This window comes from Pantoea phyllosphaerae, assembly GCF_051025595.1.
Classification (GTDB): Bacteria; Pseudomonadota; Gammaproteobacteria; order Enterobacterales; family Enterobacteriaceae; genus Pantoea.
In genome coordinates, this window is record NZ_JBPFDE010000007.1 from 91,231 (window position 1) to 107,623 (window position 16,393).

At 61.3% G+C, this 16,393-nt stretch carries 14 protein-coding genes; 6 read left to right on the top strand and 8 right to left on the bottom strand.

From position 1 onward, the window contains the following. Positions 1-36: 36 nt before the first annotated feature. From ACR6A7_RS11320 to ACR6A7_RS11330, 3 genes are read right to left on the bottom strand one after another with little or no spacing between them, the layout of a single operon-like run. Entirely contained in the window at positions 37-1,371 is a 1,335-nt protein-coding gene (locus ACR6A7_RS11320; protein ID WP_434124942.1) for a c-type cytochrome, read from the bottom strand. A gap of 25 nt (positions 1,372-1,396) precedes the next feature. Then, a complete protein-coding gene (locus tag ACR6A7_RS11325; protein WP_434124943.1) occupies positions 1,397-3,631 on the bottom strand; it encodes a xanthine dehydrogenase family protein molybdopterin-binding subunit in 2,235 nt (744 codons plus the stop codon). Then, on the bottom strand, positions 3,628-4,086 hold the full coding sequence (locus ACR6A7_RS11330) for a (2Fe-2S)-binding protein (protein WP_216492724.1): 459 nt from the start codon (positions 4,084-4,086) through the stop codon (positions 3,628-3,630). Before ACR6A7_RS11330 ends, ACR6A7_RS11325 begins: the two co-directional genes overlap by 4 nt. Before the next feature lie 253 nt (positions 4,087-4,339). On the opposite strand from ACR6A7_RS11330, the gene ACR6A7_RS11335 reads away from it, so the two are divergent. Then, positions 4,340-5,218, top strand: a complete 879-nt coding sequence (locus tag ACR6A7_RS11335; RefSeq protein ID WP_434124944.1) for a LysR family transcriptional regulator — start codon at positions 4,340-4,342, stop codon at positions 5,216-5,218. 9 nt (positions 5,219-5,227) lie between these two features. Here ACR6A7_RS11335 and ACR6A7_RS11340 read toward each other — a convergent pair whose 3' ends face one another. Next, complete coding sequence (locus ACR6A7_RS11340) at positions 5,228-6,124, bottom strand: LysR substrate-binding domain-containing protein (protein ID WP_434124945.1); 897 nt, start codon at positions 6,122-6,124, stop codon at positions 5,228-5,230. Positions 6,125-6,320: 196 nt separating this feature from the next. On the opposite strand from ACR6A7_RS11340, the gene ACR6A7_RS11345 reads away from it, so the two are divergent. The 4 genes from ACR6A7_RS11345 to ACR6A7_RS11360 are packed head-to-tail and all read left to right on the top strand — an operon-like array spanning position 6,321 to position 10,294. Next, a complete protein-coding gene (locus ACR6A7_RS11345) occupies positions 6,321-7,070 on the top strand; it encodes an SDR family NAD(P)-dependent oxidoreductase (protein WP_434124946.1) in 750 nt (249 codons plus the stop codon). A gap of 55 nt (positions 7,071-7,125) precedes the next feature. Further along, entirely contained in the window at positions 7,126-8,424 is a 1,299-nt protein-coding gene (locus tag ACR6A7_RS11350; protein WP_434124947.1) for an MFS transporter, read from the top strand. A gap of 12 nt (positions 8,425-8,436) precedes the next feature. Continuing rightward, the gene (locus tag ACR6A7_RS11355; RefSeq protein ID WP_434124948.1) at positions 8,437-9,276 is read left to right on the top strand and encodes a transketolase; all 840 of its coding nucleotides are present in this window, start codon (positions 8,437-8,439) and stop codon (positions 9,274-9,276) included. A gap of 1 nt (position 9,277) precedes the next feature. Continuing rightward, positions 9,278-10,294: a transketolase family protein gene (locus ACR6A7_RS11360; RefSeq protein ID WP_434124949.1), complete on the top strand. Its 1,017-nt coding sequence runs from the start codon at positions 9,278-9,280 to the stop codon at positions 10,292-10,294. Between the two features lie 378 nt (positions 10,295-10,672). On the opposite strand, the gene ACR6A7_RS11365 is transcribed toward ACR6A7_RS11360, so the two are convergent. Continuing rightward, on the bottom strand, positions 10,673-11,002 hold the full coding sequence (locus ACR6A7_RS11365; RefSeq protein WP_434124950.1) for an SMR family transporter: 330 nt from the start codon (positions 11,000-11,002) through the stop codon (positions 10,673-10,675). A gap of 160 nt (positions 11,003-11,162) precedes the next feature. Then, complete coding sequence (locus tag ACR6A7_RS11370; protein ID WP_434124951.1) at positions 11,163-11,426, bottom strand: hypothetical protein; 264 nt, start codon at positions 11,424-11,426, stop codon at positions 11,163-11,165. A gap of 278 nt (positions 11,427-11,704) precedes the next feature. Here ACR6A7_RS11370 and hpxO point away from each other — a divergent pair, with 278 nt between their 5' ends. Further along, the gene (gene hpxO / locus ACR6A7_RS11375) at positions 11,705-12,862 is read left to right on the top strand and encodes an FAD-dependent urate hydroxylase HpxO (RefSeq protein WP_434124952.1); all 1,158 of its coding nucleotides are present in this window, start codon (positions 11,705-11,707) and stop codon (positions 12,860-12,862) included. 28 nt (positions 12,863-12,890) lie between these two features. Here the strand turns inward: hpxO and dcp are convergent, their stop codons facing one another. Together dcp and guaD are read right to left on the bottom strand one after the other, a co-directional pair. Beyond that, positions 12,891-14,939, bottom strand: a complete 2,049-nt coding sequence (gene dcp / locus ACR6A7_RS11380) for a peptidyl-dipeptidase Dcp (protein ID WP_434124953.1) — start codon at positions 14,937-14,939, stop codon at positions 12,891-12,893. 28 nt (positions 14,940-14,967) lie between these two features. Next, entirely contained in the window at positions 14,968-16,311 is a 1,344-nt protein-coding gene (gene guaD / locus ACR6A7_RS11385; protein ID WP_434124954.1) for a guanine deaminase, read from the bottom strand. Between the last annotated feature and the right edge of the window lie 82 nt (positions 16,312-16,393).

Consider the following 16,393-nt stretch of genomic DNA (forward strand, 5'->3'; position numbering starts at 1 on the left):
GCCGTGCTAAAACCAGGTAGCGCCCCTCGGTATGGCCTAACGCATCTGCAAAATAATGGGGTTGCTGCTGGCGGGATCGGTGTGCTGACGCATCTCCGCTACCGCTTTCGCCTCTGTCTGCGCCCCGCTGTTGCCCCAGGATAAGCGAATATAGTTGAGCACGTCCGCTGCCTCACGATCGGAAAGCTGTTTGCGGTATGGCGGCATCCGATAGGCGTCCAGCACGCCGTTGGCGACCACGCGGGCGGAGCCATTCAGCACGATATTGATCGCCGAAGAGGCATCGACCTGCATCGAGGTGGCGCCTGCCAGCGGCGGAATCCACGGCGCCTGCCCGCGTCCGTCGGCGCCATGGCAGCTGCTGCAGCGCGCGATAAAGGTTTGCTCGCCGGGGGGGCGCGCGCCCTGTTCGCTTCTCGCCGCGTAATGCCAGCCGTTGCCGCTGTCGTTGCTGCCCGGCGGCAGCGACTTGAGGTAGTGCGCGATGGCGCGCAGATCGTCGTCACGCATAAACTGGGTGGAGTTGTTGAACGCATCCGTCATCGAGCCGAACACCACGCCGTGGGCGTTGCGTCCGGTTTTCAGAAAGGTTACCACCTCCTCTTCGCTCCAGCGGCTTATCCCGGTGCTGGCATCGCCGCGCAGGCTGGGCGCATACCAGCCGTCAAGCAGCGCGCCCGCCAGATAGTCCGGGCTGCGCGCATCCAGCGCTTTTTCGTTGAAGGCCAGGCCGCGCGGCGTATGGCAACTGCCGCAGTGGCCGGGGCCCTCCACCAGGTAGGCGCCGCGGTTCCAGAGCGCGTCGCGGTTCGCCACCGTCTGCCAGGGTTCACCGCTGGCGAAGGCGGCGCGCCACAGCGCCAGCGGCCAGCGCATATTGAGCGGCCAGGGAATCTCTGACGGCTGATTTTGCCGCGAGGCGGGCTGCACGCCGTGCATCATAAAAGCATAGAGCGCGCGAATATCTTCATCGCTCAGCTTCTGATAAGAGGGAAATGGCATTGCCGGATAGAGCCGATGTCCGTCCTGCGCCACGCCCTGACGCACCGCGCGATCGAAGTCAGCCAGCGAATAGCGGCCAATACCGCTCTCGCGGTCGGGCGTAATATTGGTGGTATAGATTTTCCCGACCGGCGTCTCCATCGCCAGGCCGCCGGAAAACGGCGCGTTCTCCGGCGTGCTGTGGCAGGCGACGCAGTCGCTCAGACGCGCGACATATTCGCCGCGCTGGATAAGATCCGGCGGCGCGGCGGTCCCGGCGTTCGCTTCATTGTCGAAAGGCGACGCTGGCGTACGCAGCATCCAAAGCAGCGCGCCCGCCACGATAGTGAGCGCTGCAATCAGCAGCAGGCAGAGCCTTTTCCTGGTCATGATGTTTTCCTTACGAACCTGCGGCTCAGGTAAAGTTGTAGCGTGAAAGCGGCATAGAGCGGATACGCTGACCGGTCAGCCTGGAGACCGCATTCGCCACCGCGGGCGGCACGGCGGGCAGCGGCGGTTCGCCGATGCCGCCCATTTTGGCGCCGCTCTCGATAATGCGTACCTCGACCTGCGCCATGCGCGACGCTGGCAGGATCGGATAGAGATCGAAATTACGCGCTACGGGCTGTCCTTTCTCAAACTGCGCCTCTTCCAGCAGAACCTGCGACAGCCCCAGCGCGACCGCGCTGTTGACCTGCGCCTCGACGATGGCCGGATTAACGATGCTGCCGGGATCGATCGCTTCCCAGATCCGGTGCACCCTGACCTGCCCGTTCTCAATCGCGACTTCCGCAATCGCCGCCGCTTCGGTGCCGAACGGCGACGCCATCGCCACGCCGCGGGCGCGCCGGCTGCCATCTTCGGCGGTATAGGGGCCCGGTTTCCAGCCGCCGGAGAGATCGGCCACCGCGTGCAGCAGCGTCGTCAGGCGCGCATTGCCCTTCAGCAGCCGCAGACGCAGCTCAAAGGGATCGAGCCTGCCGTGGTCCGCGATTTCGTCGAGAAAGCTCTCGTAGAGGAAGTCGTTCATCGAGTTGCCGACCGAGCGCCAGTAGCCCAGCTTCACCGGCCCTTTTTTATAGATCTGCGCGATGCGCAGGTGAGGAATGTCATAGGATTTGCCGGTCAACCCCTCGGTAGCGGTGGGATCGAGCTTATCGCCCTGTTTGCCGGAGATGCCTTCGGTCGGGCCTTCGCAGATGCTGACCGCTTCCAGCGCCAGCGGATAGCCCTCGTCATCCAGTCCGGCGCGGAAGCGCACCGCCGCCATTGGGCGATGGGTGTCGCGCAGAAACTCCTCTTCGCGGCTCCAGATTAGCTTAACCGGACGGCCGACCGCCTTTGCCAGCTCAACCGCCTGCGGCCAGGCCATCGCGCCGTCATAGACAAAGTGTCGCCCGAAAAAGCCGCCCAGCAACGGGGAGTGAATCAGGATTTTGCTGGCGTCGAGCCCGGTGCGCTTCGCCACCTCGCCCTGAAACATCTCTGGCGCCTGGTTAGGGATCCACAGCTCCAGCGTGCCGTCGCCGTTAAAGCGCGCCAGCGCCGAAGGCGGCTCCAGCTGAGCATGATTAAGATACTGACTGTGGTAGGTGGCGCTGAGAGTGGTTTTGGCGGCGGACATGCCCGCAGCCAGGTCGCCTTTGACCTCCGCCTCCTGGCCGTCGCCCGGTTCGTTCGCCAGCGTGCGGGCGAAATCGTCGGAGGAAAAATCCGGCGGCATTAGCCCGGCGTCGGCAGGCGCCAGCCATTCGACCTGGAGCGCCTCAACCGCGCGTTTCGCCTGCCACCAACGCTCGGCGACCACCGCCACCGCGCCCGGCAGCCGGTGCACCGAGTGCACGCCCTTCATCGCCCTGACCTGCGACTCGTTGCGCCATGCGCCCGGCGTCATGCCAAAACGCGGCGCGTGCTGCACCGCCGCATGCAGCATATCGTCGACGCGGCAGTCGATGGTGTAAACCGCCTGCCCGGTTGATTTCTCCCAGGCATCCAGGCGCTTGATGGGCTTGCCGATCCAGCGGAACTGCGCGGGATCTTTCAGGCTGACCGCGTCCGCAGGCGGAATCGGGAGATCGCGCGCGCGGCTGGCCAGCTCGCCGTAGGTCAGCGTCCGCCCTGAAGCGTCGTGTATCACCTTCCCCGGCTCGGTTCGCAGCGAGGCGAGCGGCACCGCCAGCGCGCTTGCCGCCGCCTGCAGCAGCATATGGCGCGCCAGCGCGCCGAGGCGGCGCATGGTGGTGTAGCTGGTACGCACCGACTGACTGCCGCCGGTGATGCGCATGCCGCTGTCCATGACCTTGTACTCGTCGCCGGCCGGTGCGTTCTCAACGACAAAGGTGGCGGGATCGGCATCCAGCTCTTCGCCGACGATCTGCGCCATAGCGGTAAAGATCCCCTGTCCGCCTTCGATAAACGGTGATAGAAAACGCACGCTGCTGTCTGGACGGATCTCAAGAAAGGCGGGCACGCGCGTGCCGGGCGGCAGGCTCTGCTGCGCCGCCTGGGCGCGCGGCTGGCCTAATGGCAGGCCAATGCCCAGCACCAGCGCCCCCGCTACGCTGCCCGACGCCAGTAAAAAGCGGCGGCGCGACAGGTTGGCGGGGTCTTCGCCGCGGGGAAATTCGGATGATGCGGACTTTTCTCTCACCGATCGCCTCCCTGGCCCGCCACCTCGTGGATGGCCGCGCTAATGGCGTTATAAGTGCCGCAGCGGCAAAGATTGACCATCGCCGCCGCGATCTCCTGGTCCGAGGGATGCGCGTTCTGCCTGAGTAGCGCGGTCGCCGCCATCACCTGTCCCGACTGGCAGTAGCCGCACTGCGGCACCTGATGCTTCACCCAGGCCGCCACCACGCGCTTGCCCACATCGTCGCTCTCGATCGCTTCAATGGTAGTGATCTGCTTTCCGGCGACCTTATCGATCGGGGTCACGCAGGATCGTACCACCTGCCCGTCGATCATCACCGAACAGGCGCCGCACTGCGCCAGACCGCAGCCATATTTCGTTCCCGTCATGCCCAGATCGTCGCGTAATACCCAGAGTAATGGCGTGTCCCCTTCGGCATCGACCTGAACGTTTTTATTATTTATCTGAATATCCATAGTGCTCCGGTCTTAATGGCTTTTGCTTTCGCCCTATCCTTACAGAGATGAGTGGAATGATTAACCGGCTCTCGCCGCATACGCTGCTGAATAAAATTCATTAATTAACGAAACGCCCGCACAGCGCCATTTAACAGCGCGTTGCAGGTTTTAATGATCCGTGCGATTCGCGAAATGGCGTTGGATTCCCTCTCCTGACCAGGCTAATTTTCCAGTCTCTGTGAATTAAAATCATAAATAAGGACGGGATAAGATGAATGATATTCAGGCATTTATTGCTGTGGCGCGCGAGCAGAGTTTTACCAAAGCAGCGGCAGGCCTGGGTGTGAGTCCGTCGGCGCTCAGCCATACCATTCGCAATCTGGAAGAGCGTATCGGCGTGCGCCTGCTGGCGCGCACCACGCGCAATGTCGCGCCGACCGAAGCGGGCGAACGGTTGCTGCAGTCCGTGGCGCCCCTGTTCGAACAGATAAACAGCGAAATTGCGCGCATTGGCGAATTACGCAATACCCCGGCTGGCAATATACGCATCACCTGTTCCGACGATGCCGCCGAGATCCTGTTGCGCCCTGCGCTGCCCACCTTTTTTGCCACCTATCCCGATATCAGCGTGGAAATCTGCATCGACTACGGCTTTACCAATATCGTCACCGAACGTTTCGATGCCGGCATTCGGCTGGGGGAATCGATCAGCCGCGATATGATTGCGGTGCGCCTCGGGCCTGACTGGCGACTGGCGGTGGTCGGCACGCCCGCCTATTTTCAGGCGCATCCGGTTCCGGTGGTTCCGCAGGATCTCACGTCGCACCGCTGTATCAATATCCGCCACTCGCCGGGCGGCAGCGTCTACGCCTGGGAGTTTGAAAAAGCAGGCCGCAAGTTATCGATTCGGGTCAACGGTCCACTGCTGTCCAACAGCATTATTCACGTGCTGAACGGCGCGCTGGACGGTATCGGTCTGGCCTGCGTGCCGGAGCATATGGCGCGTCCCCATATCGAGGCGGGCCGCCTGATTGAAGTGCTCGCCGACTGGAGCCCGCTGTTCGAAGGCTATCACCTTTACTATCCCAACCGACGCAATACCTCTTCCGCCTTCGCCGCTTTTGTTGAGGCTATCCGCTATCGCGGCTGAGGGCGCGCGTCAGTCTTCCAGCTGCGCCTGAATCCACTGCAAAAAGTAGCTGACGCGCGGGAACTGCGCATAGCCGCGCGGATAAACCAGGTGATGCGCGCTGACCGGCAGACTCATGGCGTCATCAAATACCCTGACCAGTTTGCCGCTGCGAAGATAGTCGGCGGCCAGCAGTTCGCTTTCGAAAATCAGCCCGTGGCCGAGCATCGCCGCCTCCAGACTCATGTAGGATCGGTCAAAGCGAAACAGCCACTCCTGGGTCGGCTGCGGCAATTGCTGCGTGGCGAACCACTGCGGCCACTGAATTAACGGCGATTCGGAAAGGATCAGCGCGTGGTTATTTAATTCGTCCGGCGAGCGCAGCGGATATTTATTTAGATAGTCGGGCGACGCCAGTACCGACATTTTTTCATGGCGAATCGTTTTTATTTCAAACGCCTTCCATTCCGGAAAGCCATGACGCACCGCGATATCGATATTATCGCGACTGAAAGATAAGTTCTCATAGGAGCAGGAGAGCGAAACCTGTATGTCCGGGTGCGCTTCGCGAAACTGATGAATACGCGGCAGCAGCCATAACAGCCCAAAACTGGGCGCGCAGTGAATGCGCAGCGCGCTGCGATCTTTCTCGTTGCGCAGCCGTGCCGTCGCCTGCGTCAGGCTGAGGATCAGCGGCCGGATCTCCGCTAAATAGCGCTCGCCCGCCAGGGTTAACGCTACCCCTTTCGCCGAGCGGTTAAACAGAATCGAGCCCAGCTCTTTTTCCAGTTTCGCCAGCTGGTGGCTCGCCGCTGAGGGGGTGATATTTAATTTTTCCGCCGCACGCGCCACGTTTCCCGATTGCGCCACTTCTTCAAACACGCGCAGCGATTTTAATGAAGGAAGCTGGCTGACTGGCTTTTCCATAACTCTTCCCGCTCAAAATTTTGTGATTTATGTCCGTTTTAAACATTGAAAATTGTTAACTGCATCAAACCAACAATTTCATTCAGCATCAAATGAATTTTTTTGCATTGCCACTTTGAGCGCTATTTCTGATGCTGAGGATGAACCCTGCCGGTAGCGATACCGAACCCTATAAAAAAAGAATCTGGAGTCACTTATGTTGCTGAAAGAGAAAGTTGCGATTATTACGGGCGCCGCGTCCCAGCGCGGTATCGGACGCGCCACCGCCGCCTGCTTCGCTCACCATGGCGCGCGCGTAGTGGTGCTCGATCTCGATGAAGCGGCAGCGCAGCGTACCGCGCTGGAGCTGGGATCTGGCCATCTGGGCCTTGCAGCCAACGTCACCGACGCCGAGGCGATTCAGCGCGCTGTCGCGGAGGTTTTGAAGGAGTATGGCCGCATCGACGTGCTGGTGAATAACGCTGGTATTACGCAGCCGGTGAAAACGCTGGAGATTGGGCTTGAAGATTATAACCGCATCCTGGATGTCAACCTGCGCGGCACGCTGCTGATGTCCCAGGCGGTGATCCCTACGATGCAGCGCCAGGGCGGTGGCAGTATCGTCTCTCTCTCGTCGGTATCGGCGCAGCGCGGCGGCGGCATCTTCGGCGGTCCGCACTACAGCGCCGCAAAGGCGGGCGTCCTGGGCCTGACCAAAGCGATGGCGCGCGAATTCGGGCCGGATCAGATCCGCATCAACGCCCTGACGCCCGGCCTCATCCAGACCGATATCACCGGCGGACTCCTGCACGACGAGCGCCGTCACGCCATTATCGATTCGATTCCCCTTGGACGCCTCGGCGCAGCTGACGATGTGGCGCACGCCGCGCTGTTTCTCGCCAGCGATCTCTCCAGCTACCTCACCGGCGTCACTTTAGACGTGAACGGCGGCATGCTGATCCACTGATCGTCCCCCTTTTCTCCAGCAGCCTGGCTGCTGGTTCACTCCCGGAGTGATAACCATGACAACGCTGAATATCGGTGCGGCGGTCGCTGCGCGCGACGGCGCCTATCGCAAAATTGCCTGGCGCCTGATGCCGTTCTTAATGTTGTGCTACCTCTGCGCCTATCTTGATCGCGTCAACGTTGGCTTCGCCAAGCTGCAAATGATGGACGATCTCTCGCTAAGCGAAACGGTCTACGGCCTTGGCGCCGGGATCTTTTTTCTCGGTTACTTTTTCTTTGAGGTGCCCAGCAACCTGATCCTGCATCGCGTCGGCGCGCGCCGATGGATCGCCCGCATTATGATCACCTGGGGCCTGATCTCTGGCGCCTTCGCCTTTGTCGAGACCGCCTGGCAGTTCTATCTGCTGCGCTTCCTGCTTGGCGTGGCCGAAGCCGGACTGGCGCCCGGATTGCTGCTCTATCTCACCTACTGGTTTCCCGCTCAACGTCGGGCGCGCATGACGGTGCTCTGGTTCGTCGCCATTCCGCTCTCCGGTATGATCGGCGGCCCGCTCTCCGGCTGGATTATGGAAACCTTTGCTGGTTCGCACGGCTGGGCCGGCTGGCAGTGGATGTTCATGCTGGAGGCGATCCCGACCATTCTGATGGGGTTTGTGGTGCTGGTGGTGCTGAAAGATCGCGTCGAGCAGGCGAGCTGGCTCGATGAGGGCGAAAAACGCATGGTGCGCGCCGATCTGGATGAGGATAACCAGCAGAAGTCGCATCACGGCACCATTAAAGAGTTTGTGGCGGACAAACGCCTCTGGACGCTGGCGGCGATCTACTTTTGCGTCGTGATGGGTCAGTACGCCCTGACCTTCTGGCTGCCGACGCTGGTGAGAAACGCCGGCATCCGCGAGCCGCTGCATATCGGTTTGCTGACCAGTCTGCCCTATCTGTGCGCCATCATGTTTATGCTGATGGCGGGCCGCAGCGGCGATCGCCATCGTGAGCGGCGCTGGCACCTTATCGTGCCGATGGTGCTCGGCATGGCGGGCCTGACGATGGCGACCCTGCTGGGCCATAGCGTCACGCTGTCGCTGCTCTTTCTCTGTCTGGCGGCTGCGGGCATTCTCTCCGCCTCGTCGCTGTTCTGGATGCTGCCGACCAACCTGCTGGGCGGCGTCTCCGCCGCCGCGGGCATCGCGGCAGTCAACTGTATCGCTAATCTCGCCGGCTTCTTTTCGCCCTGGCTTATCGGCTCAATTACCACCCTGACCGGCTCGCCCGCGTCGGGCATGTACTTTATCGCTGCGGTTCTGCTGCTCGGCGCGCTCTGCGTGCTGCGTATTCGGGCAGCGGACGTTAATCGTTAATCTGGAGGTTCTATGCATACTCTTACTTCATCGGTTCCGCTGACCCTGCGGCAGCGCGCCACGCGCATTCGTCGCCATGCGCTGCTGATGGGCCAGGTTCAGGGCCAGGGCTATATCGGTCAGGCGCTGGGCGCCGCCGATCTGCTCGCCGTGAGCTATTTCCATGCGCTGAACTATCGCGCCGAGGATCCCGAATGGGAAGGTCGCGATCGTTTCTATCTCTCTATCGGCCACTACGCTATCGCCCTCTATGCGGCGCTGCTGGAGGCGGGTGTCATCCCTGAAGCGGAGCGCGAAACCTACGGCAGCGACGAGAGCCGTCTGCCGATGTCGGGCATGGCAGCCTATACGCCTGGTATGGAGATCACCGGCGGCTCGCTCGGCCACGGCCTGGGCATTGCGGTTGGCGCCTGCCTGGGGCTGAAGCGTAAGGGCTCGACCTCGCGGGTCTATAACCTGCTTTCCGACGGGGAACTGAATGAGGGCTCGACCTGGGAGGCCGCTATGTCGGCGTCGCACTGGCGGCTCGATAATCTGATTGCGATTATCGACGTCAATAACCAGCAGGCGGACGGACACAGCAGCGAGATTCTGGCATTCGAGCCTATCGTCGATCGCTGGCAGGCTTTCGGCTGGTATGCGCAGCGGGTGGACGGCAACGATATTGATGCGCTGGTCGCCGCCTTTGACGCTGCGCGTGACTGGCCGCAAGCGCAGCCACGCGTCATTATTTGCGATACCCGAATGGGCAAAGGCGTGCCTTTCCTGGAAACCCGGGAGAAAACTCACTTTATCCGCGTCGATGCCGATGAGTGGGATAAAGCCCTTACTGCGCTGGAACAGGGAGAATAAGATGAGCACATCAACAGCAAAAAAACGCCTGACCACCTCGGCGATGATCGCCTCGATTGCCGCCGAAGGACAGCCAACGGAGGCGGCGCCTTTTGGCCATGCGCTGGTCGAACTGGCGCGTCAGCGTCAGGATATCGTCGGTTTAACCGCCGACCTGAGCAAATATACCGATCTGCACCTCTTCGGCGACGCCTTCCCCGACCGTTTCTTTCAAATGGGCATGGCGGAGCAGCTGCTGATGAGCGCCGCCGCCGGCATGGCGCGCGAAGGCTTTACGCCCTTCGTCACCACCTACGCGGTGTTCGCCTCTCGCCGCGCCTATGACTTTATCTGCATGGCGATCGCCGAAGAGAACCTGAACGTGAAAATCGCCTGCGCCCTGCCCGGCCTCACCACCGGCTACGGCCCGAGCCATCAGGCGACCGAGGATCTGGCGATTTTTCGCGGTATGCCCAACCTGACGATTATCGATCCCTGCGATGCGCGGGAAATCAGCCAGGTTGTGCCAGCCATCGCCGACCATCAGGGGCCGGTTTATATGCGCCTGCTGCGCGGCAAGGTGCCGCTGGTGCTGGATAAGTATGACTATCACTATCAGCACGGCAAAGCGCAGCGGCTGCGCTCAGGCAAACATGCGGTGATTATCAGCAGCGGCTTAATGACGATGCGCGCGCTGGAGGCGGCTGAACAGCTGGAAAGCCGCGGCATTGAGGTCGGCGTGGTGCACTCCCCGGTGATCAAGCCGCTGGACGAGGCGACGATACTGCGCGAGGCCGGCGAAGCGGTCAGCGCGGGACGGCTGGTGATTACAGCGGAAAACCACTCAATTACCGGCGGCCTGGGCGAAGCTATCGCGGCGACGCTGCTGCGCCACGGCGTGACGCCCCGTTTCCGGCAGGTCGCCCTGCCCGACGCCTTTCTCGATGCAGGCGCGCTGCCAACGCTGCACGATCGCTATGGCATTTCGACGCAGGCAATGGTGACGCAGATTACGGCGTGGCTGGAGCATGGTGTCTGACAGGCGGCAAACATCCGGAAGCCTTGCGCTTCCGGATCGTTAAGCCAGCCGCTTTTTTACCTGCTTGACCTCTATGACAGGCACAGAAGTTAAGTGCGATGTTTTTACAGGTGCTATTGTATGATGTAACTAATACAGAAGGCCAATCTTGTGTTCTTCATGCTTGCTATATAATTCGTGACATATGGAAAAAGGGAGCCCTGTCTCTCCCGCTTTTGTGCCCCTCTCTTCTGGCTGGAATGCTCGCGTTCAGCGGCCAGGCGACGGCTATGCACAGCTGGCGTATAAGGCGATGCCACCCACCTCAACCATGAATATCGGACTCGGTGAGCTGTTTTTTCACGTTTATCTCGCGTCGATAAAGGAAAAAAGATAACTTCAGTGCCCCACCGTTTTGGAAAAAAGATTCACTACCAGCACCCCAGCGATGATTAGCCCGAGGCCGATAATAGCAGGCAGGTCGAGCTTCTGTTTGAACACCACCCAGCCGACAACGGAAATCAGCACGATACCCACTCCGGACCAGATAGCATAGGCGATGCCGGTTGGCATGGTGCGCAGCACCAGCGTCAGAAAATAGAAAGCGATGATGTAGCCGACCAGCGTCACCACGGCGGGCCAGAGCCGGGTAAAGGATGCCGAAGCCTTGAGGCTGCTGGTCGCAATCACTTCCGCCACGATGGCGATAAACAGATAAAGGTAAGTCATAACATCCCTAAAAAAGCGCGAAGATTGTCCGGCGGCAGCGCCGCTTCAGGCAGCGCAAAAGCGCTATTTTAGGCGATGACCGGCAGGAAAGGGAAACGGCAGCAGGCCGGTTTGACCTGAATCAATAAACGGCAAACCAACAGATTTGCCGCTCAGGACCCTATCTGCACTGGCTGGCGCAGTTCTGCACGCAGATTTGCGTCTGGCTGCTGCAGGAGCCGTTGCCGCGCGTATTGCAGTGCGAGCGCTCGACGTAGCAGTTCTGCTGACAGCTGGCGAGGTCGCACTTCGCCGCTATCGGCGTCAGCTGAGCGATGGGCGCCCGTCCGCTAAACAGCAGCGCTGATGACGCCGTCGGCTGAGCGGTAGCGCTCTGCCCCAGCAGTAAAGCAGTAAGTAGCAGTATGATGTAACGACTTTTCATTTTGACTCTCCCCGGATTTGATACCGGCTAAGTATGGCTGGCGAACAGAAAAACGTCTGCGGCCCGCACCCAAAAGCGCCTGGCGGTCACACTTCAGCGGTCAGCCTGAAACAAAAGATTCATCCGGCCGGTTAAGCACCAAAATAAAGCATTTCTCTTGCCTGGGTGCCTGCTGCTGGCGCGCCCTCGCCTGCTGGCAGGGCCAGAAGCCTGCCTGACGGGCGCTGTCGGGTTGGTACAAAAGTTGCAGCTTTTCTCCCATCGAAAAGGAGACAGATATGAAAGCGATTGTAATTGGCGGCGGCATTGGCGGCATGAGCGCGGCGCTCGCGCTGGAAAAGGCAGGTATTGAAACAGCGGTGTTTGAAGCGGTAAAAGAGATGAAGCCGGTCGGCGCCGCCATCTCGGTCTGGCCGAACGGCGTGAAATGTCTGAACGCGCTGGGTCTGAAAGCGCAGCTGCGCGCCCTGAGCGGCAATATGGCCTTTATGGCCTATCAGGATTTCGCCAGCGGCGCGACCCTGACGCGCTTCAGCATGGAACCGCTGGTGCGCCAGGTTGGGGAGTATCCCTCGCCGGTGGCGCGCGCCGAGCTGCAGGCGATGCTAATCGACAGCTACGGACGCGAACGCGTCAGCTTTGGCAAACGCGTCGCGCAGGTCGAACAGCATCAGCACGGCGTCTCCGCGCGCTTCGAAGACGGCACCACCGCCCACGGCGACCTGCTGATCGCCGCCGACGGCGCGCATTCGGTAATCCGTCAAAGCGTACTGGGCGAAAAAGTTGAACGCCGCTATGCTGGCTACGTCAACTGGAACGGCCTGGTGGAGATCGACGCGGCGCTGGCGCCTGCCGATCAGTGGACCACCTTCGTCGGCGAAGGCAAACGCGTCTCGCTGATGCCGGTGAGCGGCAACCGCTTCTACTTCTTTTTTGACGTACCTTTGCCGAAAGGCCTCGCGGAAGACCGCAGTACGGTAAAAGCGGACCTGCGCCGCTACTTCCAGGGCTGGGCGCAGCCGGTGCAGTGTCTTATCGACGCCATCGATCCGGCGACCACCAACCGCGTCGAAATCCACGATATCGATCCCTTCAGCCGTTTCGTCAGCGGTCGCGTCGCGCTGCTGGGCGATGCGGCGCACAGTACCACGCCGGACATTGGTCAGGGCGGCTGCGCGGCAATGGAGGATGCGCTGGTGCTGGCTGCCTCGCTCGCTGCCCACTCGCTGGGCATTGAGGATGCGCTGCTGCGCTATGAGGCGCGGCGCGTGAGCCGCACCCGCGATCTGGTGCTGAAAGCGCGCAAGCGCTGCGACGTGACCCACGGCAAAGATCCCGCAGCGACCGCGGCCTGGTATCAGGAACTGCGTCAGGAAACCGGCGAACGCGTGCTGGCGGGCATGTGCGAAACCATTGAGGGCGGCCCGCTGGGATAAAAAAAGCGGGCATTGCGCCCGCTAAAGGTTAGTCGGCCAGGCCGCGATTTTTCAGCATCGGCTCCAGCTGCGGTTCACCGCCGCGCCAGTTCTCATAGAGCTGTTTCAAATCGCTGCTGTTGCCGCGCGACAGGATCATCTGGCGGAAACGGTCGCCGTTCTCGCGCGACAGGCCGCCATTCTCCACAAACCACTGATAGCCGTCGTCTGCCAGCATCTGTGTCCAGATATAGGCGTAATAACCGGCCGCGTAGCCACCGCCCCAGATATGCTGGAAATAGCTGGAGCGATAGCGCGGCGGCACGGCCTTCAGCGCCAGGTTGTCGCTCTGCAGCGCCTGCTGCTCAAAGCCCTCTACCGACTGCGGCGTCTCGCCGACGGCAACGCTGTGCCAGTGCAGATCCAGCAGCGCAGCGGCCAGCAGCTCACTCATGTCGTAGCCTTTGTTAAACCGGCTGGCGCGCACGATCTTCTGGTGCAGCGCCTCCGGCATCGCCTCGCCGCTCTGATAGTGACGCGCATAGTTAAGGAACACCAGCGGCTCACTCGCCCAGTGCTCATTGAACTGCGAGGGAAACTCGACGAAGTCGCGCGGCGTCGCGGTGCCGGAGAGACTCGGATAGCGCTGGGTGGCGAACAGCCCGTGCAGCGTATGGCCGAACTCATGGAACAGGGTTATGACCTCGTCCCAGCTGAGCAGCGCGGGTTCGCCTTTCGGCGGTCGGGTGTAGTTGCAGACGTTGTAGATCACCGGACGCGTCGCCAGCAGCCTTGACTGGTTGACGAGGTTGCTCATCCACGCGCCACCGCCTTTATTGTCGCGCTTAAAGTAGTCGGTATAGAACAGCGCCAGCGGCGCGTCGTCGACATCGAAGATCTCATAAACGCGCACGTCGGGATGGTAGACCGGCAGATCGTGACGCTCGCTGACACGGATGCCGTAAAGCTGGTTCGCCGCCCAAAACACCCCTTTCTCCAGCACGTTGTTAAGCTCGAAATAGGGGCGAATTTCGCTTTCATCGAGATCGTACTGCGCTTTGCGCACCTGCTCGGCATAGAAGCTCCAGTCCCAGGCGGCCAGGGTAAAGTCGCCCTGCTGCTGGTCGATAATCTGCTGGATGGCGGCCGCTTCGCGTTCGGCGCGCGCCCGCGCGGCCGGAACAATATGACGCATAAAGGCGAACGCCGCGTCGGGAGTTTTTGCCATCTGATCCTGCAGCTGCCATTCGGCGAAGCTGGCGAAGCCGAGCAGCTGCGCCTGCTGCGCGCGCACCTGAGCCAGCTCCAGCACCAGCGCGCGGGTATCGTTTTCATCGCCCTTCTCGCTGCGGCCGACCGAGGCGGCGAACAGCGCCTGGCGCGTCGCGCGCGAACGCAATGCCTGCAGCGCTGGCTGCTGAGTGGTATTCTGCAGCACCAGCAGCCAGGCGTTCTCCAGCCCGCGCGCCTGCGCCGCCGCCTGCGCCACCGCTAGATCGGCCGGACTCAGGCCCGCCAGCGCCTCGGCGTGCTGCACTACCAGCCCGCCCGCTTTGGTCGCGGCCAGCAGCTTATTGGTAAAGCGCGTGCTGAGGCGCGCCGCCTGCTGGTTGAGCGCCTTAAGCCGCTGTTTAGCCCCTTCCTCCAGACTGGCACCCGACAGCTGATAGTGCTGCCAGGTCACCTCCACCAGCCGCAGCGATTCCGGATCGAGCGCCAGGGTCTCGCGCTGCTGATAGAGAGCGTCAAGGCGGGCGAACAGCGCGCTGTTCAGGACAATCTCGTCGTTGAGCGCGGTCAGCTGCGGCGCGATCTCTTCATCGACCTGTTGCAGATAATCGCTGGTATTGGCGGAGGTCATGGCGCCGAAGACCAGGTTAACGCGTTCAAGCAGCTGTCCGCTGCGCTCCAGCGCCTCAAAGGTGTTGGCAAAGGTGGGCGTCTCCGGATTTTGCGCAATCGCCTGCACCTCTTTACGCTTCTCCTCGATGCCCGCCAGCAGCGCAGGCAGAAAGTCCGCTTCCTGAATCTGATCAAACGGCGGCGCCTGCCAGGGCAGCGTGCTTACCTGAAAAAACGGATTTTGTCTGACGTTCATGCCTCGCTCCTGATTACCGTGCAAAAAACTATCCTGGCAGGTTGCCGCGCTCGCAACAACTCGCTTTCGCCTCGTCGCGCCGCCATACCGCGCGTCCGTTAACCCAGGTCTGGGCGATATTGCGATCGTCGCCCAGCGTCATCAGGACAAACAGCCGCTCCCAGATATCTTTACTGTTGCTGATGCGCAGCCGCTGCAGCGGCGAGACGGCCAGATCCAGCACCACAAAATCCGCCTCTTTGCCGGGCGCAAAGTTGCCGATGTGCGGGTGCAGATCCAGCGCGTGCGCGCCGCCAAGCGTGGCGTGGTAGAACGCCTCTGCCGCACTGAGCCGATACTGCTGCAGCTGCCCGACCTTGTAGGCCTCACCCAGCGTCTGCAGCATATTGAAGGTGGTGCCCGCGCCGACGTCGGTACCGATGCCGATCCTGACCCCCTGCTGCCAGCTGCGATTGAGGTTAAACAGTCCGCTGCCGAGAAACAGGTTCGAGGTCGGGCAGAAGGCGATGGCGGAATCGGTGTCATGCAGACACTGCCACTCATGATCCTCCAGATGCAGGCAGTGCGCGAACAGGCTGCGTCGTCCGGTGAGCTGATGGCGATGATAAACATCCAGATAGCCATCATGCTGCGGAAACAGCGACTTCACCCAGGCGACCTCCTGCGGGTTTTCGCTCAAATGAGTATGCAGCCAGACGTCGGGATACTCCTGACGCAGCTGACGCACCTTTTCAAGCAGCGCTGGCGTCGAGGTGGGGGCAAAGCGCGGCGTCAGCGCGTAGCTGAGCCGACCGCGCCCGTGCCAGCGTTCAATTAGCGCCCGCGTGTCGGCATAGCTCTGCTCCGGCGTCTCCAGCAGGGCGTCCGGCGCATGGCGATCCATCATCACCTTGCCAGCGATTAGCCGCATAGCGAGCGCGTCGGCGGCGCTGAACAGCGCCTCCACCGACTGGGGATGCACCGTGCCGAATACCAGCGCGCTGGTGGTGCCATTCGCCAGCAGCTGCTGCAGAAAAAAGGCGGACATGGCGGCGGCGTGGTCGGCGCAGTGATACTGGCTTTCCACCGGAAAAGTATAGTGGCTGAGCCACTGCAGCAGCTGCTCGCCGTAGGCGCCGATCATCTCGGTCTGCGGATAGTGGATATGGGTGTCGACAAAGCCTGGCACAATCAGGTGGCCGCGCAGATCGATAAGATCGTCTGGCACCTGCGGCCGCCTCTCCCAGGCATGCAGCCCGACGATGCGCCCTTCCTCCAGCAGCAGCACGCCATCGTCGATATAGCGCGCCTGCGCCATAATCGCCTCGGGCTGCCGCGCCACATCGGTAAAATCAAAAAAGCTGGCGCGAATGGCCGTCAGGGGGGATGTCATACGCTTTCCTTTTCCGTACACAGGGAGTTAACCGTTAATAGCGTGGCGATAAAGTGCAACCTGCATGCCAGAACCTCCTGCC